This is a genomic window from Streptomyces sp. NPDC088732, from assembly GCF_044751205.1.
Taxonomy (GTDB): Bacteria; Actinomycetota; Actinomycetes; order Streptomycetales; family Streptomycetaceae; genus Actinacidiphila.
In genome coordinates, this window is the sequence record NZ_JBIVLI010000003.1 from 19,666 (window position 1) to 40,160 (window position 20,495).

At 70.8% G+C, this 20,495-nt stretch carries 18 protein-coding genes; 10 read left to right on the forward strand and 8 right to left on the reverse strand.

Features of this window, described 5'->3' with window-relative positions; genetic code table 11:
• Positions 1–8: 8 nt before the first annotated feature.
• The 3 genes from ACIP9H_RS05590 to ACIP9H_RS05600 form a co-directional block, all read right to left on the reverse strand.
• Entirely contained in the window at positions 9–176 is a 168-nt protein-coding gene (locus ACIP9H_RS05590) for a hypothetical protein (protein WP_401581343.1), read from the reverse strand.
• Positions 177–209: 33 nt separating this feature from the next.
• Positions 210–566, reverse strand: a complete 357-nt coding sequence (locus tag ACIP9H_RS05595; RefSeq protein WP_360913084.1) for a PRC-barrel domain-containing protein — start codon at positions 564–566, stop codon at positions 210–212.
• Between the two features lie 150 nt (positions 567–716).
• Complete coding sequence (locus ACIP9H_RS05600; protein ID WP_401581346.1) at positions 717–1,508, reverse strand: DUF4239 domain-containing protein; 792 nt, start codon at positions 1,506–1,508, stop codon at positions 717–719.
• 126 nt (positions 1,509–1,634) lie between these two features.
• On the opposite strand from ACIP9H_RS05600, the gene ACIP9H_RS05605 reads away from it, so the two are divergent.
• A complete protein-coding gene (locus ACIP9H_RS05605) occupies positions 1,635–2,069 on the forward strand; it encodes a DUF732 domain-containing protein (RefSeq protein WP_401581349.1) in 435 nt (144 codons plus the stop codon).
• Positions 2,070–2,097: 28 nt separating this feature from the next.
• Here the strand turns inward: ACIP9H_RS05605 and ACIP9H_RS05610 are convergent, their stop codons facing one another.
• Together ACIP9H_RS05610 and ACIP9H_RS05615 are read right to left on the reverse strand one after the other, a co-directional pair.
• On the reverse strand, positions 2,098–4,050 hold the full coding sequence (locus ACIP9H_RS05610; RefSeq protein WP_401581352.1) for a SpoIIE family protein phosphatase: 1,953 nt from the start codon (positions 4,048–4,050) through the stop codon (positions 2,098–2,100).
• A 1,221-nt stretch (positions 4,051–5,271) separates the two neighbouring features.
• Positions 5,272–6,153: a hypothetical protein gene (locus tag ACIP9H_RS05615; protein ID WP_401581355.1), complete on the reverse strand. Its 882-nt coding sequence runs from the start codon at positions 6,151–6,153 to the stop codon at positions 5,272–5,274.
• A gap of 708 nt (positions 6,154–6,861) precedes the next feature.
• Here ACIP9H_RS05615 and ACIP9H_RS05620 point away from each other — a divergent pair.
• The 4 genes from ACIP9H_RS05620 to ACIP9H_RS05635 are packed head-to-tail and all read left to right on the forward strand — an operon-like array spanning position 6,862 to position 10,299.
• Positions 6,862–7,899: a cytochrome P450 gene (locus ACIP9H_RS05620; RefSeq protein WP_401957685.1), complete on the forward strand. Its 1,038-nt coding sequence runs from the start codon at positions 6,862–6,864 to the stop codon at positions 7,897–7,899.
• Positions 7,896–8,915 carry a JmjC domain-containing protein gene (locus ACIP9H_RS05625; RefSeq protein WP_401957688.1) on the forward strand — a complete coding sequence of 340 codons (1,020 nt, stop codon included), beginning with the start codon at positions 7,896–7,898 and terminating at the stop codon, positions 8,913–8,915. The genes ACIP9H_RS05620 and ACIP9H_RS05625 overlap by 4 nt, the downstream gene beginning before the upstream one ends.
• Positions 8,916–8,964: 49 nt before the next feature.
• Entirely contained in the window at positions 8,965–9,858 is an 894-nt protein-coding gene (locus ACIP9H_RS05630) for a GNAT family N-acetyltransferase (RefSeq protein WP_401581364.1), read from the forward strand.
• Positions 9,859–9,867: 9 nt separating this feature from the next.
• Entirely contained in the window at positions 9,868–10,299 is a 432-nt protein-coding gene (locus ACIP9H_RS05635; protein ID WP_401957691.1) for a hypothetical protein, read from the forward strand.
• Positions 10,300–10,316: 17 nt separating this feature from the next.
• Here the strand turns inward: ACIP9H_RS05635 and ACIP9H_RS05640 are convergent, their stop codons facing one another.
• Together ACIP9H_RS05640 and ACIP9H_RS05645 are read right to left on the reverse strand one after the other, a co-directional pair.
• Complete coding sequence (locus tag ACIP9H_RS05640; RefSeq protein ID WP_401957694.1) at positions 10,317–11,336, reverse strand: LD-carboxypeptidase; 1,020 nt, start codon at positions 11,334–11,336, stop codon at positions 10,317–10,319.
• Between the two features lie 118 nt (positions 11,337–11,454).
• Entirely contained in the window at positions 11,455–12,669 is a 1,215-nt protein-coding gene (locus tag ACIP9H_RS05645) for an FAD-dependent oxidoreductase (protein ID WP_401957697.1), read from the reverse strand.
• A 64-nt stretch (positions 12,670–12,733) separates the two neighbouring features.
• Between ACIP9H_RS05645 and ACIP9H_RS05650 the strand changes: the two genes are divergently transcribed.
• Positions 12,734–13,339, forward strand: a complete 606-nt coding sequence (locus ACIP9H_RS05650; protein ID WP_401581373.1) for a PadR family transcriptional regulator — start codon at positions 12,734–12,736, stop codon at positions 13,337–13,339.
• A 10-nt stretch (positions 13,340–13,349) separates the two neighbouring features.
• Here ACIP9H_RS05650 and ACIP9H_RS05655 read toward each other — a convergent pair whose 3' ends face one another.
• Positions 13,350–14,387 (reverse strand): LacI family DNA-binding transcriptional regulator, encoded by a 1,038-nt coding sequence (locus tag ACIP9H_RS05655; protein ID WP_401581376.1) that lies wholly within the window; start codon positions 14,385–14,387, stop codon positions 13,350–13,352.
• Positions 14,388–14,648: 261 nt separating this feature from the next.
• On the opposite strand from ACIP9H_RS05655, the gene ACIP9H_RS05660 reads away from it, so the two are divergent.
• Genes ACIP9H_RS05660 through ACIP9H_RS05675 form a run of 4 tightly spaced genes read left to right on the forward strand, consistent with a single transcriptional unit; the run spans position 14,649 to position 20,443 of the window.
• On the forward strand, positions 14,649–15,599 hold the full coding sequence (locus ACIP9H_RS05660) for a carbohydrate ABC transporter permease (RefSeq protein ID WP_401581378.1): 951 nt from the start codon (positions 14,649–14,651) through the stop codon (positions 15,597–15,599).
• Positions 15,596–16,417, forward strand: coding sequence for a carbohydrate ABC transporter permease (locus tag ACIP9H_RS05665; protein ID WP_401957701.1), 822 nt, complete (start codon positions 15,596–15,598; stop codon positions 16,415–16,417). The genes ACIP9H_RS05660 and ACIP9H_RS05665 overlap by 4 nt, the downstream gene beginning before the upstream one ends.
• Positions 16,414–19,152, forward strand: a complete 2,739-nt coding sequence (locus tag ACIP9H_RS05670) for a family 78 glycoside hydrolase catalytic domain (protein WP_401581384.1) — start codon at positions 16,414–16,416, stop codon at positions 19,150–19,152. The genes ACIP9H_RS05665 and ACIP9H_RS05670 overlap by 4 nt, the downstream gene beginning before the upstream one ends.
• 28 nt (positions 19,153–19,180) lie before the next feature.
• A complete protein-coding gene (locus tag ACIP9H_RS05675) occupies positions 19,181–20,443 on the forward strand; it encodes an ABC transporter substrate-binding protein (RefSeq protein WP_401581386.1) in 1,263 nt (420 codons plus the stop codon).
• The last annotated feature ends 52 nt before the right edge of the window (positions 20,444–20,495 follow it).

Genomic DNA, 20,495 nt, shown 5'->3' on the forward strand with positions numbered 1-20,495 from the left:
GCCCTCCCTCAACGGAGGGGGCTCTGGCGCCCGCGACGGCCCCGCGCGACGATGTAGACGAAATCGAGCACCAGCACCACGATGCCGATGATCAAGAGGTAGAACAGTCCGTGGGTGACCGCGCCGATCAGGCCCAGGACGACTGCCACGATGATGAGGAACAGGAAAAGCGCCATGTCCGTGCACCTCCTGGGCGCGGCGAATGCTGATCAGCGGCGGGCGAGCTTTCGTTCGCCGCCGGCGCCGGGCTGGTAGGCCATCTCGTAATACCGGAAGATCTCGATCTCCTGCTCCGCCGGCAGGATCTCGTCCGTCCCGATCGACGGGGCCTTCTTCACCAGCCCCTTGGAAAGTGCGACCCTGACGTAGCCGGGTCCCACCGTCACCTCGTCCAGGGGGACGAAGACCAGACGCTGCCGTGTGGGCAGGCCGGTACGGACCGTCGCCATGGCCGGTTCGTCGGTGGCCGTGTCCACGTAGACGGCCTCCAGCGCGCCGATCTTGTGACCCTTGGGGTCGACGACGTCGCGGTCGCGCCACTCGCGTATATCGGCTGAATGGATCATGTGCTGCTCCTTGCGGCCGCTTCCACCCGCAGCCCTATGAGGCCGCCGGACCGATTTCCCCTTCTTTGTCGCGCCAACCTTCGCCTACCCCCGACACGGGCGACAAACGGAACATCGGGCATCGGACCAGGGCAGGGCCCCACCACCACGTCACCTGTTCCAGTACTTGCTCAGCTGACCTTCCATGAACGGATGCGGACCCGCACTCACCTCGCCGGCGAAGGGATGTTCGAGGACGAGGACGAGCGTGAGGCTCAGACCCACCAGCAGGGCGATCGCGCCCACGAAAAGCAGCTGGACCTTGAGGTTCTCCACCCCGTAGAGCAGGCTGACGAGCATCACGATCAGCGCTCCACCGTAGGTGAGCACCTGCAGGAGAATGGGCAATTCCTGGGTCGCGGCCAGAATGCGGGTTCTTCGCTGCGCGGTCACATCGTTCAGCCGCTCGACCGACTCGCTGTAGAAGGCCTGCTCGGAAGCGCTTTTCGGCTCGTATTCCTGAAGGACTGCGTACAATCCCTCGAGCTTCCCCGAGGTCGCCTTGAGGCTGTTCTTCCCCTCGCGCATCAGCGGCCAGGCATCGTCCACGACGGCGTGGACGTAGCCCCCGATCGCCCGGTCCAGTTTCTCCTGCACGTCGTCCGGAAACGCATGCGCGTTGCGGGAAATGACCGCGAGATCCGTGGCCTCCGACGTCACCACGGCTTGCACCTGCTCGAGATCGGTCCACAAGGTCACGATGACGAAGGCGAGCACGATCCCGTAAATGGCGCCGAACAGTTCGAGTACCGTGCGGGACACATCATTGGTCACGCCGCTGATCAGCGCGGGAAACACACGGCGCGTCACCAGGCAGGCAGCGAGCGACACGACGACAACGCCGCCGACGATGAGGATCGCGAGGCTTGTCGTGTCCAGGTTGTTGAGCAGCCAGAGTCCCACACGGACGACCCTAGCCAGCGTGCGCGATCACCGCCTGTCGCCACGTCACCCACCCGGGCGGAGGCCGGAAGCCCGCCCCGCCGCACGGTTCAGCCAGGGGCCTGCCCAACTCCCTTGCCGCGGAGCATGATTGCCCATGACGTCAGCGATCCGCAGGGGGACATCATGCGCCGCTCCACGGTCACTGCCCTGGCCGCCGTCCTCGTGGCCGGAGCCGCCGTCGGCTGTACGGACAGCGGCGGCGGCCGGCACGTCGGCAAGAGGGAGAGATTCCTCGACGCGGCGCATTCGGCGCACTTCGAGAGCTGGGCGGAGAAGGGGCCCCCTGACGACGAGCTGGCTCCGTTCCCGCAGAAATGGTGCGATGCGCTGGCCGCCGGCCGCAGCACCGATGACATCCTCAATCCGAGAGTGCTGTATCCCAATGGGCCGCAGTGGGGCACGAAGCTGGAGGACGCGAAGAAGCTGCTCGTCCTCGGAGTCGGCGTGTACTGCCCGGAGATGAGCGCTCGGGTGGTGGAGGAGCTGGGTCCGGAGGACACGTCGTCACCGGTGGGCTGACGGCGGCGTGCGGGTCGGCGATGCACCGTCACGCCCGTCGGACGACCAGCACGGCGAGGTCGTCGAGGCGGTGCATCGCGATCGCGTCGTCGAGGATGCGGCCGGCGGTCTCGTCACAGCTGAGTCCCTCGCGGAGGGCCTGTGCGGCAAGGGTCCCGGTGCGCTTCAGACCGTCGTCGAGTGTGAGGTCCGGCGCTTCGACCACGCCGTCGGTGACCAGGACGAGCGCGGTGTCCTCGTCCAGGATGAAGATCTCCTGCGGGTAGTCGGCGTCCGGCATGATGCCCAGCACCGGCCCCACGGGCAGCGGGTGGATGTCAAAGCTTCCGTCGTCGTGCGCCCGCAGCAGGGGTACGTGGCCTGCGCTGGCGCCCGTCACCTGCCCGTCGCGGGGATCGATGTGCAGAATCGTGCAGCTGGCGAACCGTGACGCGCCCATCTCCACAAGCAGTTCGTTGGTGCGCGCCAGCACGGTGCCGGGGGCGGACTCGTGGGAGGCGATCGCGCGCATGGAGCCGCATATCCGTCCCATGCAGGCGGCCGCGTCCGCGTCGTGCCCCTGGGCGTCGCCGATCTCCAGGGTCACGGTGCCGTCCGCCACGGCGAAGACGTCGTACCAGTCGCCCCCGACGTCGAGGCCCGCACTGCAGGGCCGGTAGCGGGCAGCCACCTCCAGGCCGGGCAGGCGCTCGGGCAGTTTCGGCAGCATGGTGCGCTGGACCGCCGAGGCCAGATCGACACGGGCCTTCTGCGACCGGATCCGTTCCAGCGCCTGGCCCGCGAGCTCGGCCAGCGTGACCATGAAGGCACGCTCGTCGGGAGTCGGGTGGTGCTCCTTCCCGTACGCCACCAGCCACGCCCCGAGCGGCCGCTCACCGCCGGGCCCGAGGGGCGTGATCGACACGGCGCAGTCGGGCCCGGGCCAGTGCAGAGCCGGGTCGCCGGGAGAGGAGAGGCGGAGGTACTCGTCCTGGTCGGGGATGAACACCGGCGTGCCCGTACGCAGCGCCCGGGCCAGGGGGAGCCGGTCGTCCAGCGACACGTACTGCGAGGGAGCCGCGGACCGCCAGGCCGGCAGCCCCGCGTCCGTACAGAGCTTGATGTGCCGGTCGTCGACGAGCGCGAGCGCGGCGCCGGCGCCGTTGAAGGTCGCGGCGAGCCGGGTCAGCACGACCCGCTGCAGATCCTGCTCGGTGGCCGCGGTGACGAGCGCCGAGGCGAACTCGCGGATGCCGTCCGCGCGGCGCCGTTCCGCGCCCACGGCGGCCAGCATCTCCTGGCGGAGGGCTTCCTGGCGGGTGTCGTCGCGGATCGTGCCGAAGACCTGCTCCGGTCCGTCGAACCCCAATTGGATCCTGCGCGTCTGGCAGGCGAGGTCGTGCCAGTCACCGGACGCGCTCCGGAACCGCAGCGGCGTCCAGGGGTGGGTGTTCGAGTCCAGGAGCCGCCGCAGGGCACCCCAGTCGCCGGGGTGCACATGGCGCACCACCCACGGCAGCGACACCGAACCGTCCGGGATCAGCGCGCCGACGGCGTCCGCCCCTCCCATCCACTCGATCTGCCCCACCTCGGGCAGGTACGCGCACAGCCCCAGGCCGGCGGCCTTCGCCGACATCCCGTAGGGGATGAGCAGACTGCCCAGATCGTGGTGGACGTTGAGCGAGTGCAGCCACACCAGGGGCTCGCCCCCGGCCGCGGCCGTCAGCCGCGCCTCGACGAGGGTCACCACGGACACATTGCCGGGCTTGGGCAGCTCGAGCACCCGCATCGCCAGCCGCTGGTCCTTCGCGTGCTCGACGAGCCGGTGGACCGCGCTTCGCTGGCTCGCCGGGACCAGATCCCACATGCGACGGCCCACGATCCGGTCCACCGGCTTGCCGAGCGCTTTGGCCATCGGGTCGTTCAGGAAGCGAACGACACCGTCCGGGCACAGCAGCGCCGAGGCTTCCGCCCTCCGCAGAAGTTCGTCCGAGGCGTCCACCAGTCGCTCCCCGTGATCGTCACGCGATCACTCCACAGCTCCGGGTGCAATCGTGCTCCTCTCATTGTCCCAGAAGAGTGATGCGGGTCACATCCACGCAGGGAGGCCTCGGACGGACACGGTCGGTCACCGGCCGGACGGGGAGACTTGTCAGGGCGCGACCTGCGCACAGATGACATAGGCCACCAACCTGTTCGGCGCGGGGCCCGCCGGAATGGCGCCCACCGTCCAGGCCGTCGGGGTCGGTGCCCCGAACGGCCGGCTTTCCTGCGGGGTCGCAGCGAAGACGGTGGTGCCACCACCGGTGGCTGCTTCGCCCGCGGGGCAGCCGAACGTATGTGGATTGCCATCCGCGGGGAACTCCGTGGAAACGACATGGATCCCGGACAGACCCGGGGGTCCCGACGGTCCGGTAAGCCCACGCGGTCCAGTGGCACCGGCAGGCCCGGTCGGCCCCACCGCACCGGACGGACCGGCAGGGCCGCTCGGGCCCCTCGCACCGGCAAGGCCGGAGGGTCCCGCAGCACCGGACGGACCGGGAGGGCCGCTCGGGCCCGCAGCACCGGACGGACCCGGCGCGCCGGAAGGACCGGGGGGACCGCTCGGGCCCACGGCACCGGCAGGACCCACGGGTCCCGCAGCACCGGACGCACCCGGAGCACCCGAAGGGCCGGCGGGACCACTCGGACCCGCGGCGCCGGCAGACCCGGGAGGGCCGGACGGCCCGGCGGGCCCGGCAGGTCCGGGGGGTCCGGATGGACCCGGGCGGTCGGGCCGGTCCGGACAGCGACCGAGCGGGCTGGAGATCATGAGGCACGGACTCGCGGAGCTGCGCTCCGCGCTCTGCTCGACGGCGAGAGTCGCCGGTGTGCCCTTTCCGCTTCCCGCATACGCCATACCCGCCACCACGCCGGACGCGAGGATCGCGCTCCCGGCCAAGGACCAGCCGCGGCGACCCGACGCCGCGAACCTGGATATGCGCTTCACCACATCACCTCCACGGAAGAGGACCCGCGCAGAAGACGCGCTCCGGCGGCCCTGCCCCGGGAGGGTGGGGAACCGCCCCGCACGGCAGCGGGCCCTCAGCAAGAATCACTTCGCGGGGCGCGCCCTGCCTGTTCAGTAGCCACCCGAGTGATCGTCACGACGGGCCGCGCCGCCGCGCGGAGCCGGCATGCCGGCGGCGGGTGCGCCCGCCGCGCACCCACCGCTGGGTGAGGATCAGCCCTTGGCGGCGCTCTGCAGCATCTCGGCGAACGTGGTGACGTCCTTGGCCGGGGGCGCCTCGATGGCGGCGGTCCGGCCGTAGCCCGAGTACGTGATCGCCACCTTGGACGGGCCCTTGGCGGTCGTACCGGTTTCGAGCGTCTTGACGGCGAGGTCGTCGCCGCCGATCCACGCCTCGATCTTGACGGTGTCGTTCAGGCCGGTCGAGTGCAGTTCCTTGACGTAGGCGTCGCGTTCGTCCTTGGAGATGAGCTTCAGGACGGCGGTGTCCGCGGCGAGCTTCTTGATGTCCACGGTGCCCGTGTAGTGGGCGGTCTCGGCGCCGGCCACCTGCTCCTCACCGGCCTTGGCGAGGTCCGCGGCAGTGGACAGCGCGGCGAGCGCCGCGGCCGGGCCGTGCGGCAGGTCGTTCGCCGGGTTGTCCTGCCCGGCGGATCCGTCGAGTTGCAGCCACTTCTTGCCGCCTGCGGCTTCCGCCATCTCCCCCACGACCGGCAGGTACACGTGGCCGCTCGCCATGGTCATGTGCACCTTGCCGTCCGGGCCGGCCATGGCCTGGAGGTCGGCGTCGGAGCCGGGTGCCATGCTCAACTCGGCACCCTCGGAACCCGCCTTCCAGCTCAGCGTGCCTTCGGCCTTGGTAGTGCCGTCGGCCGGGTCGACGGAATCGACGGAGACCTTCGCGGACGCCTGCTGCTGAACCGCCTTCGCGGCGTTCTGCAGCCGTGCGGCCGGCGCGACCTCCTTCTGCGCCGGCTTGGCGCCCGAGCTCTGCGCCGGCTCGGCCGAGGACGTGTCCTGCGCGGCGTCACCGCACGCCGCGAGTCCGAACGTGAGCGTTCCGGCCACAGCAGCGGATGTCAGAAGACGGCTCATTCGCATAAAAAAGTTCCCTTTGGAAAGCAAAGTTTGTGCAAGATCAACGGCTGTGCACGATACATCAACCGTCGAACGTCCGAACGATCAAGGCTCCGCTCGCGCGGATCCGGCCGCCACCCCGGCATCCCCCGCTGCGACGGCCGGACGGACCCGGGCGCCGACGCCGGACGGCCTCGCCCCCGGCGAGCGGCCCCTGTGGGCCAGCCCGGCACAGCCCGGGACCCGTTGACGTCAAGAAGCGTCCGGTCGGCGGAGCGGTGAAGGGCCCCCGTACGGGCCGGAAACGGTTCGGAGTCAAGAAAGGGATCCCGTCCCGTCAGGGAATCGTCAGGGGATCTCGCTTGCGGCTGAGGCGTGGGCTTCAATGAAGCCGCTCGGTACCGGTCTCGGTATCGAACGTCAATGCCGGTGCCAGCGCGGTCAATTGACCGTGCACGCACCGTGGAGAGGAGTGGCCATGAAGATGATCCAGGCGATGGTGAAGAAGCTGAAGCCGGCCGAGAAGCTGGCGCGCAACGCGTGGCCCTACCACGTCATCTGATCCATCACCGCCGGTGGCGGGCCGATCCAGGGTTCGGCCCGCCACCGGCTGCGCCATGTCGGACGCACATTTGCCGACCGGCCCCGAGTTCTCTGCTTTTCGTGGGGAACGCATTCCCCTCGCCACCCCACCCACAAGGAAGCGGATTTCTCGTGGAAAAAACGATGACCACTGCGGCCCGCGACCATTCGGTCGTGTACGCGCCGCAGATTCAGGAGCTGCTGGCGAGAAAGGAAAAAGTCTTCCGGATCGACGCGACGACAGTGGGCGTGTCCGACGTGCAGCTGATCTCCGCCGTCGTCGCCGCGCGGCCCGTTCTGGCCTCGGAGCGCTCGGTGTTCAAGCCCGCCGCGGGCGCGGACATCGACCACGACAGCGCGACGCGGACGATTCGTGCGCTCGGGCAGGACGTCATCGCGGCGCTCCAGGCTCCCACTCCCCCGGCGCACCGGCTGTCCGGCCCGTGGCCCGACGCCGCCACCGCGTATCTGCGGCAATGGCTGTTCTCTTCGGACCCGCTGCCGGTCTCGCTGCTGTCCAAGCGCGGCGTCACCCGTTCCGACACGCTGTCCCGGATCGCCGACCGGGCCGCCACTGCCTGGCCGGGCGCCGACAACGGAGGCACGGCTCTGGCCCGGCAGATCCGGACCGCGCCGGACACCCAGGACAAGCGGCAGGCCGTCGCGCTGTACCGCCGCGCCTCCGCCACGCTCAGCGACGGTGTCGCCGCGCTGGCGACGAACGCCCTGTGGCTCATGAACCGCGCGGACCCGGAGGAGGTCGCCCGGTGCGGCCGCACCGCGGTGCTGTGGGAGACCCTTCGCCTCCTGCCGCCCGCGTGGATGCTCTTCCGTGCCGGCGGCGACGCCTATGCGCGGCTGCACCCCGCCATCGGCCCGCGGGACGACATCGCGCTCTTCCCGCTGCTGATGCACCGCGACCCGGAGTACTGGACGGACCCGCTGGTGTTCCGGCCCCAGCGATGGTCAGGGGTGGACGAGCCCGAGAGGACCCCGGGGTTCATGCCCTTCGGCTTCGACGGCGCGCGCTGCTGGGCGCGGCACATGGTCGTGCCCCTGGCCGAACGGCTGCTGGACGTCGCCCTGGAGCACCGGCTCACGATCCACGGCGCACAGCGGGGGACGCACGTTCCGCTGCGCCCGCTGCTGTCCGTCAGGTTCGAGGCGGGTGCCGCCCTATGAGCACGCCCTCGTCCACGCTGGCGGGCTGGGTCGGCGACGTCGGGACGTTCACCAGGGAGCGGTGGCAGCGCGGGCCCGCGTTCTTCACGCCGCAGAACGTCGTAGCGCCGTTCGGCCTCGGCGAGTTGGACGCCGCCTTCGACGGCGGGCTGCTGCGTACGCCGTACCTGGAGATGGTGCGCTCCGACAAGGTCGTCGTCCCGCCCACCGCGTACACCGCGCCCCGCGTGGTGCACGGCGCGACGTACGACGGCTTCGCCGACCGGGCGAAGGTCCTCTCCCTGCTGCGCGACGGGGCGACGCTGCTGCTGCGGCGCGTCGACCAGTGGCACCCCGCGACGGGCGAGCTGGTGGCCCGGCTGTCCGGGGAACTCGACCGCCGGGTCGAGGCGTTCTTCTTCGTCACCCCGATCGGCGGTCAGGGGCTGGCGGTGCACCGGGACGACGCCGACGTGTTCGTCCTCCAGGTCGCCGGACACAAGACCTGGTATGTCCACGACGCGCCGGCCGGACCCGACTGGGCCCCCGGGGAACTCGCCGACGACGAGCGCTCCCCGCGGCTGCTGCGCGGCGTCCTGGCTCCCGGCGACGTGCTGTACGTACCGCGGGGCTTCGCCCACCGGGCCGTGGGAGCCGCCGGGCTGTCGGCCCACCTGTCGCTGACGGTCCGCGACATCGGTCTGAGGGACCTCCGGTCGGCACTGGAACGGCTGGTGACCGAGGGCCTCGACCTCCCGGCACTGCCGCTGGGCGAGCCCGCGATCGCCGACGCCTGCGAGGCGCTGCTCACCCACTACCGGGCCAGGCTCGGGGCCGTCAGCGCGCAGGACGTGCGCGCGGCGGCGCGGGCACAGCAGGCGCACCCCCTGACCGGAACTGCCGGACACGCCGCGCCGGAAACCCTCGTCGAGGCGGCCCGCGCCTGGGAGACCGGATCCGCGGAGGCCCGGGTGGGCCTGGGGTCCGTCGGCCGCACGTGGCGCAAGCTGCGGGACGCCGCGAACGCCGAACGCTGAAGCGCCGCCGGCCCGCGTGCCGGCAGCCCCCCTCATCTCCGGAGACACCATGCCCGTCCATGTCACCGCGCTGACCGACCCCCACGCGACCGCCACCAGTCACCGCCTGGTGTGGCTGGCCTCCGACGACGACGGCATGCCCCTCGGTACGGCCTTCCTGCGCCTGTTCACACGGACCGGGCAGGAGCAGCTCGCCGATCTGCAACTCCACGTCCACGCCCAGGAGCAGTGCGAGGAGACCGGCATGCTCCTGCTGGAGCCGGCCCTTTCCGCCGCCCGCAAGCACGGCCGCCGCCGCGTGATCAGCCACGTCAGAGCCGACTCCCGGAGCGAACGGCTGCTGACCGCCCGTGACTTCCGCAGGGTGCTCGCGCTGACCTCCGCCCGCCTGCCCCTCCCCGTGGCGGACCCCGCCGCCCTGACCCGCTTCACCGAGGAGCCGCACCCGGGGTATCGCCTGGCGTCCTGGGACGGCATGGTCCCGGACCACTTGGCCGAGACGTTCGTCGCGTCACGCCACGCCATGAACGACACCCCCACCGGCGGGGTCGACTTCAGCGCCGTGCCGTGGAATCACGGCCGCGTACGCGCCGCGGTCGACGCCGTGGCGAAACGCGGGGACGTGCTGCACACGGTCGTCGCCGTCCACGTGGCCGACGAAACGATCGCCGGCTTCACCGAACTCGCTGTCCCCGGCGACGGCAAGGGCGACGCACGGCACTACGGAACCGCGGTCCTCCCCTCGCACCGCGGCCGCGGCCTGAGCCTGTGGATGAAGGCCGCCTCCATCCGCCACGCCGGGCTGCGGTACCCCCGCCTCGGCGGCCTGCTGACCGACACGGCCGACAGCAACCCGTACATCCGGCGCGTCAACGACCTGCTCGGGTACCGGGCCACGCACACGACGTACGAGTACCAACTCGACCTCGTGTCAGGCACATAGGGTGTCGGCATGTCGCTGGCTCAGATAGTCCTCTCGTCCGGTCGTTCGATCGAGCTCACCAAGCTGGTGATGTCCTCGACCTATGAGGGGATGCTGGAGGGCTACCCGTGCAAGCCGATCAACGAGATGCAGGTCCGCGGCCTCCAGCGGCAAGCCGAGCGTGCCTTCTCCTTCGCTCCGGTCCACCTTGTTCCGCCCTCCCCTGAGTACCCGGAGAGTGCGGCAGGCGCCTTCGGCCCTGTTGAGGTGCTGCCGGCCGTGGCCTGCATCGGCGTATTCCGCTCGACACCGGTCGATCCCGAGCTCGACCCGGTGCTGAACCGCTCCGCTCTCACCGTGGCCTGGTTCCAGCCCACCCCGGATGTCTTGTCGGGCGAGGAAACGGATCCCGCGCTGCGCGACCTTCCCTGGGAGGAACTGGCCGAGGACCACGAGCTCTGATGCGGTACCCCCTACGCTCAGCCGGCCCGTCCCGTCGTCGCGCGCGGCCGCACCGCCGGTTCGAGCAGTGACAACGTCCGCTGCCGCGCGTCGAGTCGGACGCGGATGCCGACAGGCATCGGCAGATTCGGGCCGGCATGCCCGAACTCGACGTTGCCCAGGACCGGGATGTCGCGGTCACCGAGGACGTCGAGGACTATCTCGGACAGGGTCGGGGACGCGCCGGGCTCGAGGCCACTGATCCCGCGCGGAACACCGACGACCATGCCGGCGATTCGATCGAGGATGCCGGAGTGGCGCAGCACCTGTAGGTAGCTCCACACGTACGATGCCAGGCCGCCCATCTCCTCCCAGAAGAGCACGGCGCCGTCGAACCGTTCGAGCGGCAGTGCCCAACGCGTCGCCTGCGCCAGCACGATGCGGTTGATCACCCCGCCGATGAGCCGGCCTTCGACACGACCGGGGCGCCAGCACTCCCAGGACGGGCTCGCTGGCAGCGTACCGATCGCCGCGGTGCTGGTCAGCAACGTGGAGTAGAGCCCAGCGAGTTCCGCCCGGCGCGCCATGGGCGCGGACTGCCAGTGCCCGCCGAAGCCGGGGACGGCCATATCGGCGTGGAAGCCGACCAGACCCGTGCGGGCATGGAGCACCAGATGAAGCAGCGAGATGTCGCTGTAGCCGAGGATCGGCTTGGGGTCCGCCATGACCGCCTCGACGTCGATCAGGTCGAGATAGCCGAGCGCCGTCTGGCCGCCGTCGCTCGCGACGATCGCGCGCACCTCGGGATCACGCAGAAGACCGTTGAGCTCCTCGGCGATCTCCGCCGGGGTGGCCGCGCTCCACCAATGGTGCTGCCCTGCTTCCAGCAGCGGAGCCCGACGGACGCGGAATCCCATCCGCTCGAGGACACCCACCGCCTGCTCGACGTTGGGCTCGTACGCGGCCGGCAGCGGGCCGGACAGCGATGCGATGACCACGAGGTCTCCGGGCCTCAGGGCACGCGGTCGAAGCAGTCGGGGCGGTGCGGAGCCGGTCACGGCGTCAGTGTCGCCGGTGCCCCTGGCGGGGTCACGCGATTTTCGCCGGTCGCGCGCCCCCGCCTCGGGTCCTTCTGCACACGGATGCGTCCTGGCTCGGGGCCGACGCCGCCCGGCGTCACGCCACCGGGGCGTGGAAGTCGATCGGGTACTGGAACTGCCAGGCGTTCTTCTCGGGCTTCATGAGCTTGAACATCGTCGGCAGCAGCGCGTCACGGACCACCCGGGCGACCGGGCCCGCGGCCTTGCGGGCGTTGGTGCGCGCGGTCTCCTTGATGATGCGCTCGACCCGGGGCCGGCGCAGGTCCTCGTAGCGGGTCAGTGCCTCGGGCAGGGGCAGGTCGCGCAGGCAGCGGGCGAGTTCGACGGCGCTCTCCGCGGCGAGCGAGGCGCCCTGGCCGGAGCTGGAGGAGGGCGCGTGGGCCGCGTCCCCGGTGAGGACCATCCGGCCGCGGCTCCAGCGCACCGACCGCGGCATGTTCTCGGTGCTGCCGGCGAAGAGCATCGTCTTGGGGTCGGTGGCCGCGAGCAGCGGCCCGGCCGGGGTGGCGTCGCCGTCGCAGAGCTCCGCCAGGTGCCCGAGCCAGTAGGCGCCGCCGCGTTCGCGCTGCTCGTTGACCGAGAGCGGTTGCGGCACCGGCAGGTTGATGAACCAGATGCCCGTGCCGTCGGCGAGGACCTGCCAGGCGAAGAAGCAGCGCTTGCCGAAGGTCATGTGCATCTTGCCGTCGGTGGGCGCGACGCCCGCGTCGGCGACCATCGCGCCGAACCCCGCGGTGCCGGCGAACTGCGGGGCGGAGGCGGCCGGGTCGATCAGGCGGCGGACCGTGGAGCGCAGTCCGTCCGCGCCGATCAGTACGTCCGCCTTCGCCGTGGTGCCGTCCTCGAAGTGCGCGGTGACACCGTCGGCGTCCTCGCTCGCGTCGACGATGCGCTTGCCGTAGACGGTGGTCACGCCCCGCTCCTCGGCCGCCTCGCGCAGGGTGCGGAACAGCTCCGCGCGGATCACGAAGCGCGTGGGGTCGATTCCGGGCAGCGTGCCGAACTCGGCAAGCTTCTTGCCGTTCCAGCTCTGCAGCACGATGCCGTTCATCTCGGTGCTGACCGCGCGGATCGCGTCGCCCACGCCGATCGCGTCGAACGCCTGGAATCCGTTGGGCGCGAGGCCCATGCCGCCGCCGACCTCGTCGGCCGGGCCGTCGTACGCCTCGAAGACCGTCGCCTCGATGCCCGCCTGATGCAGCGCCATCGCGGTGACCGGGCCGGCGACACCGCCGCCGATGACCAGTGCGGAGCGGGCCTTGCCGTTCGTCGTGCCAGTCGAGTTCGTCATGGATTGATAGTTGCACTGCAACTAGTCGCTAGTCAACTAGTTCGACCGTGGGTAGCATCGAACCATGAGTACAGCGCCCCGGAGTTCCCCCCTCGCCCTCACCGTCCTGGCCCTGCTGCACTACAAGCCGCTGCACCCCTACGGCATCCAGCGCCTGCTGAAGGAGTGGGGCAAGGACCAGGTCGTCAACGTCGGCCAGCGCGCCGGCCTGTACCGGACCATGGACCGGCTGCTCGGCGCCGGACTGATCGCCGTCCGCGAGACCGGCCGGGACGCGCAGTACCCGGAGCGCACGGTCTACGAGGTCACCGACGCGGGCAGCGAGACGGCACACCGCTGGCTGGACGAGATGCTCTCCACGCCGAAGCAGGAGTTCCCCGAGTTCCCCGCCGCGCTGTCGCTGCTGATGATGCTGACGCCGCAGGCGCTCCGCGATGCCCTGAGCCGCCGCGCCGAGGCCCTGGAGGCGGCCGTCGCCCGGCACGGGGCCGACCTCGCCCGGGAAGCGGACAGCGGGCTGCCGCGGATCGCGACGCTGGAGCTGGGGTACGTGCACACGATGGCGGCCGCGGAACTGGCATGGGTCCGCGGCGTGCTGGCCGACTTCGCGGACGGACGCCTGGCCTGGTCGCCCGAGGAACTGCTCGCGCACGCGGGCGAGGACGGGTGACCGCCGGCCGTCAGTGGGACGGCGGGGCGGTGGTGCGGCGCGGCACGAGGCCGGGAGAGAACTTGATCTGAGCGGTGGGGCGGGTCCGGTCGGCGATGCGGTCGATGAGGAGTTGGGCCGCGCTGACGCCGATGTGCCGGCCGGCCTGGTCGACGCTGGTGAGGGAGATGGGGCCCAGGGCGGCGAAGTTGGTGTTGTCGTACCCCGCGATGGAGATGTCCTCGGGCACCTGGAGGCCTGCTTCCGAGACGGCCTGCAGTACACCCATGGCGACGATGTCCGCGCCGGCGAAGACGGCGGTGGGCCGCGGCGACCTGGAGAGCAGTTGCTGTGCGCCCAGGTAACCGCCCTGCTGGGTGTAGGTGGTGGAGACGATGTCGATCTCGTCCTCGAGGCCGCGGGCCCGCATGGCCTGCCGGTAGCCGGCGGCCCGGATGGCGTTGGGCATCTCCTCGATGCGGCGCGGATCGGTCTCGTCGTGCTCGATGTGCGCGATGCGGCGGTGCCCGAGATCGGCGAGGTGGTCGACGACGAGCGCGGCTCCGGCCAAGTCGTCGTCGGAGACGGTGTCGTACGCGGCGGACTGGCCGTGCCGCCCGACCACCACGGTCGGCACGATGCCGGCGACGCGTTCGAGGTGGGACCGCGACGAGACGGGGGCGACCAGGATCATGCCGTCCATCCCGCGGTCGATCATGGCCTCGGTCACCTTGGCTTCGGCCGCTTCGCCGTTGCGTCCCGGCGCCATGAGGACCTGGTACTCGGTGTCCCACAGGGCGTCGGTGATCCCGTCGAGGATCTCGGGGAAGAACGGGTTGCGGATGTCGGGCAGCATCACCCCGACCGTGTAGGTCTGGCCGCGCATGCCCCGGGCCCCGGCGTAGGGACGGTATCCCAGGTCGTCTATCGCCTGACGGACCCTCGCACGCATCTGGGGGCTGGTCCCGTACGCGTTGCGCAACACCTTGGACACCGCGGTCGTGGACACCTGGGCATGCCGCGCGACGTCGACGATCGTGACGCGCTTGGACTGCGCGGGCGGTTCCATTCGTCTCCCTCCAGGACGTGAGGCGGGAAACGTTGCCCGTCGTGCGAACGACCCCTCAGGCGCTTCCCCGTCGCCGAACCGTACCGCCCACCACGGCGTTTCGGCAGCTCGTAGTGGAACTGAGCAAGCCCGGGTCTCCGAAACGGCTCCGTGTCGCGTCCGACGTCTTGACGTTGCGCCGCGGTCCTCCCTAGGGTCTGTCACACCTTTTGGGGAACGTTACCCATCGATTTGAAACGTTTAAGAAGGGGGGTGACGCCCGTGTCCACAGCCTCGCGCGATCAGCTGTCGCCACCGGCCCCCGCCGCCCCGGGGCGCCGCGTCGGCGGCCCGCGGGTCCGGCGTCACGCCGCTTCACCCTGGTGGTTCGCCGCCCCCGCGATGGTGCTGTTCGCCTTCGTCGTCCTCGTGCCGAGCGCCCGGGGCGTGTACTACGCCTTCACCGACTGGGACGGTCTCGGCCCGGACTTCTCGTTCGTCGGGCCGGCCAACTTCACCGGCCTTGCGCACGACCCGGACGCGGTGCAGGCCATCTGGCACACGCTGCTGATCGCGGTGTCGATCACGGTCGTCCAGAACGCGTTCGGGCTCCTGCTGGCGCTCGGGGTCAACAGCCTCATCGCGTCGCGCAACGTGCTCCGGGTCCTGCTCTTCGCGCCCGCCGTGATCACACCGATCGTGACCGCCTACCTGTGGCGCAACCTGCTCGGCCCGGACGGCGCGGTCAACAGCCTGCTCGGCGCGGTCGGCCTGGGCTCCCACGGACAGGACTGGCTCGGTGACCCGCAACTGGCCCTGTGGTCGGTCGTGGGCGTCGTCGTGTGGCAGTTCGGCGGATACTCCATGGTCATCTTCCTCGCCGGGCTGCAGTCGGTGCCGAAGGAGGTCCACGAGGCCGCCGACATCGACGGCGCCGGCCCGGTTCGCCGGTTCTGGTCGATCACCCGCCCGCTGCTGGCCCCGGCCTTCACCATCAACCTGATGCTGTCGGTCATCGGCGGGATCAAGCTCTTCGACCAGGTCTACGCCCTGACCGGCGGCGGCCCGGGCCACGCCACCGACACGCTGTCCACGCTCATCTACAAGGACGCCTTCACCCTGGGCGAGTTCGGATACAGCATCGCCCTCGCGGTCGTCCTCACGCTCATCGTGGCGGTGGCGTCGACCGGTCAGTACCTCGTGCTGGCCCGCGGCGAGAGGGCCGCCTCGTGAACCGCTACCGCAAGCGCACCCTGGCACTGGAACTGGTCATGATCGCCGTTGCCCTGGTGGTCGCCTTCCCGGTCTACGTCCTGGTCAACCTGGCTGTCCGGCCGGTGTCGGACAACTCCTCGCCGATCCGCCCGACGGCCTCGCCCACCGTCGACAACTTCATCCAGGCCTGGCGGCAAGGCGGCCTGGGCGGCGCGCTGTTCAACAGCGTGCTGGTCACCGCCGGCAGCGTGGCCGTCGTCCTGGCCTTGTCGTCGTTCGCCGCGTATCCGCTGGCCCGGTCGACCGCGCGCTGGTCGCGCGGACTGTTCCTGCTGGTGATGCTCGGGCTGGTCCTGCCCTTCCAACTCGCCGCGCTGCCGCTCTATCAGACGATGCGCGACCTGCGTCTGCTGGGCACTCCCTGGGCCCTGATCCTCTTCTACTCCGGCTTGCAGGTACCCTTCACCACCTTCCTCTACACCGGGTTCCTGCGCGCCCTGCCCCGCGAGTTCGAGGACGCCGCACTCATCGACGGCTGCACACCGGTGCAGTGCTTTCGCCTTGTGGTGCTGCCCCTGCTCAAACCCATCACCGTGACCGCGCTGGTCCTCAACGCCGTCGCGGTGTGGATCGACTTCTTCACACCGCTGCTGTACCTCAGCGGCAGCACCCAGCAGACCCTGCCCGTGGCGATCGCCGGATTCGTCGGCCAGTACGTCACCGACTGGAACCTTGTCTTCGCCGCCCTGGCGATCGGCATCGTGCCGGTCCTCGCCCTCTACTTCGCGCTGCAACGCAGCATCATCAGCGGCTTCGCCGGAGGGCTGAAGGGATGACCCACGCCGTGAACCCCTCGCTCCTCACCCCCTACGCGCCGCAGACGGAGCAGCGCACCGAACCCCTCGGGACGGGAGAGCGGCACCCGCGACTGTCCTGGAGGCTCCGCAGCCGACGCCGCGCTGCCGCCCAGAGCGCCTACCGCATCACCGTCGCGAGGCGCCCCTCGGATCTGGACGCCCCGAGCCTCCTGCTCTGGGACACCGGCCGCCGCACATCGTCCGACACCCTGCTGATCGGCTGGGACGGCCCGGTCCTGACCTCCGCCACGCGCTACCACTGGCGCGTGGAGGTCTGGGACGAGACCGGTGCCCGCGGAGGCAGTGCGCAGTCCTGGTTCGAAACGGGCCTGCTGCACCCGGACGACTGGACGGCCCAATGGGTGGGCCGGGACGTGGTCGACCTTCCGGCCTTCGACCCGCCCGAGAACGACGACCCGGAGAACTCGGCACTCCAGTCACCGCCCCTGCAACTGCGCCGCGCCTTCCGGGCACCCGGCCGTCCGCTGCGGGCCCGCCTGTACGCCACCGCGCGCGGCGTGTACGAGCCGCGGCTGAACGGCGCCCGGGTCGGCGACGCCGAACTCTCGCCCGGCTGGACCGAATACCACCGGCGGCTCCAGTACCAGACCTACGACGTCACGGGCCTGGTCACCGAGGGCCCCAACGTCCTGGCCGCCGTCGTTGCCGACGGCTGGTGGAGCGGATACGTCGGCTTCGACCCGCGGCGCGCGGCACAGCACTACGGCGAACGCCCCGCCTTCCTGGCCCAATTGGTGCTCGACTTCGCCGACGGCTCCCGACAGGTGGTCGCCACCGACCCGGAATGGACCGAGCGGCCGGGCGAGATCCGCGCCGCCGATCTGCTCATGGGACAGACCGTCGACGCCCGCCGCAGCACGCCCGGTTGGGACGCGCCGGGCCCGGAGCCCCTGGGCTTCTCCCCCGCCGCCGTCCTCGACACCGAGCCCGGCCCACTGGTCGCCGAACCCGACCACCCGATACGCGTCACCCAGGAGAAGCCGGCGATCGCCGTGCATCACCGTGGCCACGGCCGGTGGATCGTGGACTTCGGGCAGAACCTCGTCGGCCGGATCCGCCTGACCGTCCGCGACGCCGAGCCGGGCAGGCGCATCGTCCTGCGCCACGCGGAAGTCCTGGACGGCGGCGAGCTGCACCTGGACAACCTGCGCCGGGCCCGGGCCACCGACGTCTGCGTCACCGGCGGCGCGGGCACCGAGGTGTTCGAGCCGCAGTTCACCGTCCACGGCTTCCGGTACGCCGAGGTCGACCACTACCCCGGACACCTCGCGGCCGACGACGTGGTGGCCCGGGTGCTGCACAACGACACTCCCTGGACCGGGCACTTCGAGTGCTCCGATCCCACAGTCGGCCGGCTGCAGTCCAACATCGCCTGGGGTCAGCGCGGCAACTTCCTCGCCGTCCCCACGGACTGCCCGCAGCGCGACGAGCGCCTCGGCTGGCTCGCCGACGCGCAGATCTTCGCCCCGACGGCGAGCCGCAACGCCGACGTCTCCGCCTTCTTCGCCCGCTGGCTGCACGACGTACGCGACGGCCAGGGCGCCGACGGCGCCTTCCGCGACGTCGCCCCCGTCATGACGCTGGACCGCGAGGCGGCGCCTGCCTGGGGCGACGGCGCGGTGATCATTCCCTGGCACTTGTGGCGCACCTACGGCGACCGGCGCACCCTGGAGCGCTCCTTCGATGCGATGGCCGCATGGGTGGAGCACATCCGCCGGCACAACCCCGACCTGCGCTGGCGGCACCGGACCGGCAACTCCTACGGAGACTGGCTGCAGATCGCGGTCACCACCCCGCGGGACGTGCTGTCGACCGCGTACTTCGCCCGCAGCGCCGGGATCGTGGCCGACGCCGCGGAGGTCCTGGGGCGTTCGCGGGAAGCGGCACGGTTCCGGGAACTGCACGCCGCCGTCCGTGCCGCGTTCATCGAGTCATACGTCCACGACGACGGCAGCGTCGAGGGAGGGACCCAGACCGGCTACCTGCTGGCCCTGGGCTTCGGGCTGCTGCCGCAGCGGCTCGTGAGGGCCGCGGTCGGCCACCTGGCCGCCGACATCGAGAAGCGGAACACCACTTTGACCACCGGGTTCATCGGTACCGCCCTGCTCTGCCCGGTCCTGGCCGATCACGGCCGGGCCGATCTCGCGTACGCCCTCCTGCACCAGGAGGAGTACCCGTCGTGGGGGCACTCGGTCCGGCACGGCGCCACCACGATCTGGGAGCGCTGGGACGGATGGACCGCCCACGGCGGCTTCCAGTCCGCCGCGATGAACTCCTTCAACCACTACAGCCTGGGCAGCGTCGGCGACTGGCTGTTCGGCCGGGTCGCCGGCATCGACCAGGCGCCCTCGTCGGTCGCCTACGGCGAACTGCTCCTGCGTCCGCTGCCGGGCGGCCGCCTCACCTGGGCCCGTGCCGAACAGGAGACCGCCCGTGGGTTCGTCGCGTGCGGATGGCACCTGGCCGACGGGCTGCTGACCGTGACGTGCACCGTGCCTCCCGGCGCCACCGCCACGCTGCACATGCCCACGTCCGACCCCGGCAGCGTCCAGGAAGACGGAGCGCCCGCGGCCGGCCGGCCCGGCGTACTCGCCGTCGAACCGCACTCGGCAGGAGCCGCCGTACGGCTGGCGTCCGGCCACTACGCCGTCAGCGCCGCCGCCCCGGAACCGACTTGGCCGGTCCCCTCGTGATCGCCGCCCCTTCCCCGCGGGAGACACCATGAACAGACCCAGATCGTGCGCGCTGCTGGCGGCACTGACGGCTGCCGGCCTGCTGGCCGCCTGCAGTGGCGGCACCAATGCCGCAGGCGGGAACTCCTCTACCACCTTGACCCTTGCCTCGGTCGACCAGGGATCCATCGAGGACGTCGTCAAGGCCTTCGAGAAGGCCAACCCCGGCGTTGACGTGCGCTACACCACCAGCGGCGCCGACCAGTACCAGCAGCAGAACCGCACCAAGCTCGCATCCGGCACCGCACCGGATGTGATGTCGGTCTGGCCGGGCAACGGCAACCCCGCGGCCACCTACGTCCTGGCCAAGCCGGGATACCTCCTCGACCTCTCGGGACGGCCGTGGGCCGCCAAGCTGCCCGACGCGGTCAAGTCCGTCTCCCAGTACGAGGGGAAGACCTACAACGGGGTCTTCGGTCTCAACGGCATCGGCGCCGTGTACAACCAGGACGCACTGGACAGGGCAGGTCTCACCGCGCCCGGCACCTGGACCGAACTCCTGGACTTCTGCAACGACGCGAAGGCCAAGGGAACCCCCGCGTTCGCCCTCGGTATCCAGGACAACTGGGTCACCCAGCTCGTGCTCTACGCCCTGGCCGCCACCACCGTCTACGGCCCCGACCCCGACTTCGACCAGAAGATGCAGGCCGGCCAGGCCACTTTCGCGAACTCGCCGTGGATCACCGCCATGGCCAAGTACCAGCAGATGGACAAGGCGGGCTGCTTCCAGAAGAACCCGCTGGGCACCAGTTACGAGGCGAGCCAGGAACTCGCCGCCACGGGCAGGACGCTCGGCATCGTGCAGGGCAACTGGGTCATCGCGCTGCTCAAGGGCAAGAACCCGCAGGGGAAGTTCACCCTCAAGGCGCTGCCGGCCACCGACACGCCCTCGCAGTTCCTCATGCCCGCCGCGGCGGGCGCGGGCTACGGTGTCAACGCCAAGGCCAGGAACAAGGACCTCGCGGTGAAGTTCGTCGACTTCGTGATGTCACCGCAGGGCATGAACCTCTTCGTCACGGAGCAGGGCGGCCTTCCGGCTTTGGCGGACACCGGCTTCACCCCCGACCCGTCGCTGACCGAGCTCTCCGCCTTCCTCGGCGACGACCGCACCGTGCCCTTCATGGACCAGCTCTGGCCCCATCCCAAGGTGCAGCAGACCATGCTCAGCGGCCTCCAGGAGATCTTCAGCGACCAGTCCACCCCGGACAAGGTCCTCCAAGCCATGGACGCCGCCTACACGTCCGGCACCTGACAGACCACCGGCCGGCGCCCGAGGCGTCCCGGCCGGTTCGCCCCACCTCCGT

Coding starts and splice junctions, on each gene's coding strand:
- ACIP9H_RS05590 (WP_401581343.1), bottom strand. CDS start 176: ATGGCGCTTTTCCTGTTCCTCATCATCGTGGCAGTCGTCCTGGGCCTG.
- ACIP9H_RS05595 (WP_360913084.1), bottom strand. CDS start 566: ATGATCCATTCAGCCGATATACGCGAGTGGCGCGACCGCGACGTCGTC.
- ACIP9H_RS05605 (WP_401581349.1), top strand. CDS start 1,635: ATGATTGCCCATGACGTCAGCGATCCGCAGGGGGACATCATGCGCCGC.
- ACIP9H_RS05615 (WP_401581355.1), bottom strand. CDS start 6,153: ATGAGCCGTCTTCTGACATCCGCTGCTGTGGCCGGAACGCTCACGTTC.
- ACIP9H_RS05620 (WP_401957685.1), top strand. CDS start 6,862: ATGACCACTGCGGCCCGCGACCATTCGGTCGTGTACGCGCCGCAGATT.
- ACIP9H_RS05625 (WP_401957688.1), top strand. CDS start 7,896: ATGAGCACGCCCTCGTCCACGCTGGCGGGCTGGGTCGGCGACGTCGGG.
- ACIP9H_RS05630 (WP_401581364.1), top strand. CDS start 8,965: ATGCCCGTCCATGTCACCGCGCTGACCGACCCCCACGCGACCGCCACC.
- ACIP9H_RS05635 (WP_401957691.1), top strand. CDS start 9,868: ATGTCGCTGGCTCAGATAGTCCTCTCGTCCGGTCGTTCGATCGAGCTC.
- ACIP9H_RS05645 (WP_401957697.1), bottom strand. CDS start 12,669: ATGACGAACTCGACTGGCACGACGAACGGCAAGGCCCGCTCCGCACTG.
- ACIP9H_RS05650 (WP_401581373.1), top strand. CDS start 12,734: ATGAGTACAGCGCCCCGGAGTTCCCCCCTCGCCCTCACCGTCCTGGCC.
- ACIP9H_RS05655 (WP_401581376.1), bottom strand. CDS start 14,387: ATGGAACCGCCCGCGCAGTCCAAGCGCGTCACGATCGTCGACGTCGCG.
- ACIP9H_RS05670 (WP_401581384.1), top strand. CDS start 16,414: ATGACCCACGCCGTGAACCCCTCGCTCCTCACCCCCTACGCGCCGCAG.
- ACIP9H_RS05675 (WP_401581386.1), top strand. CDS start 19,181: ATGAACAGACCCAGATCGTGCGCGCTGCTGGCGGCACTGACGGCTGCC.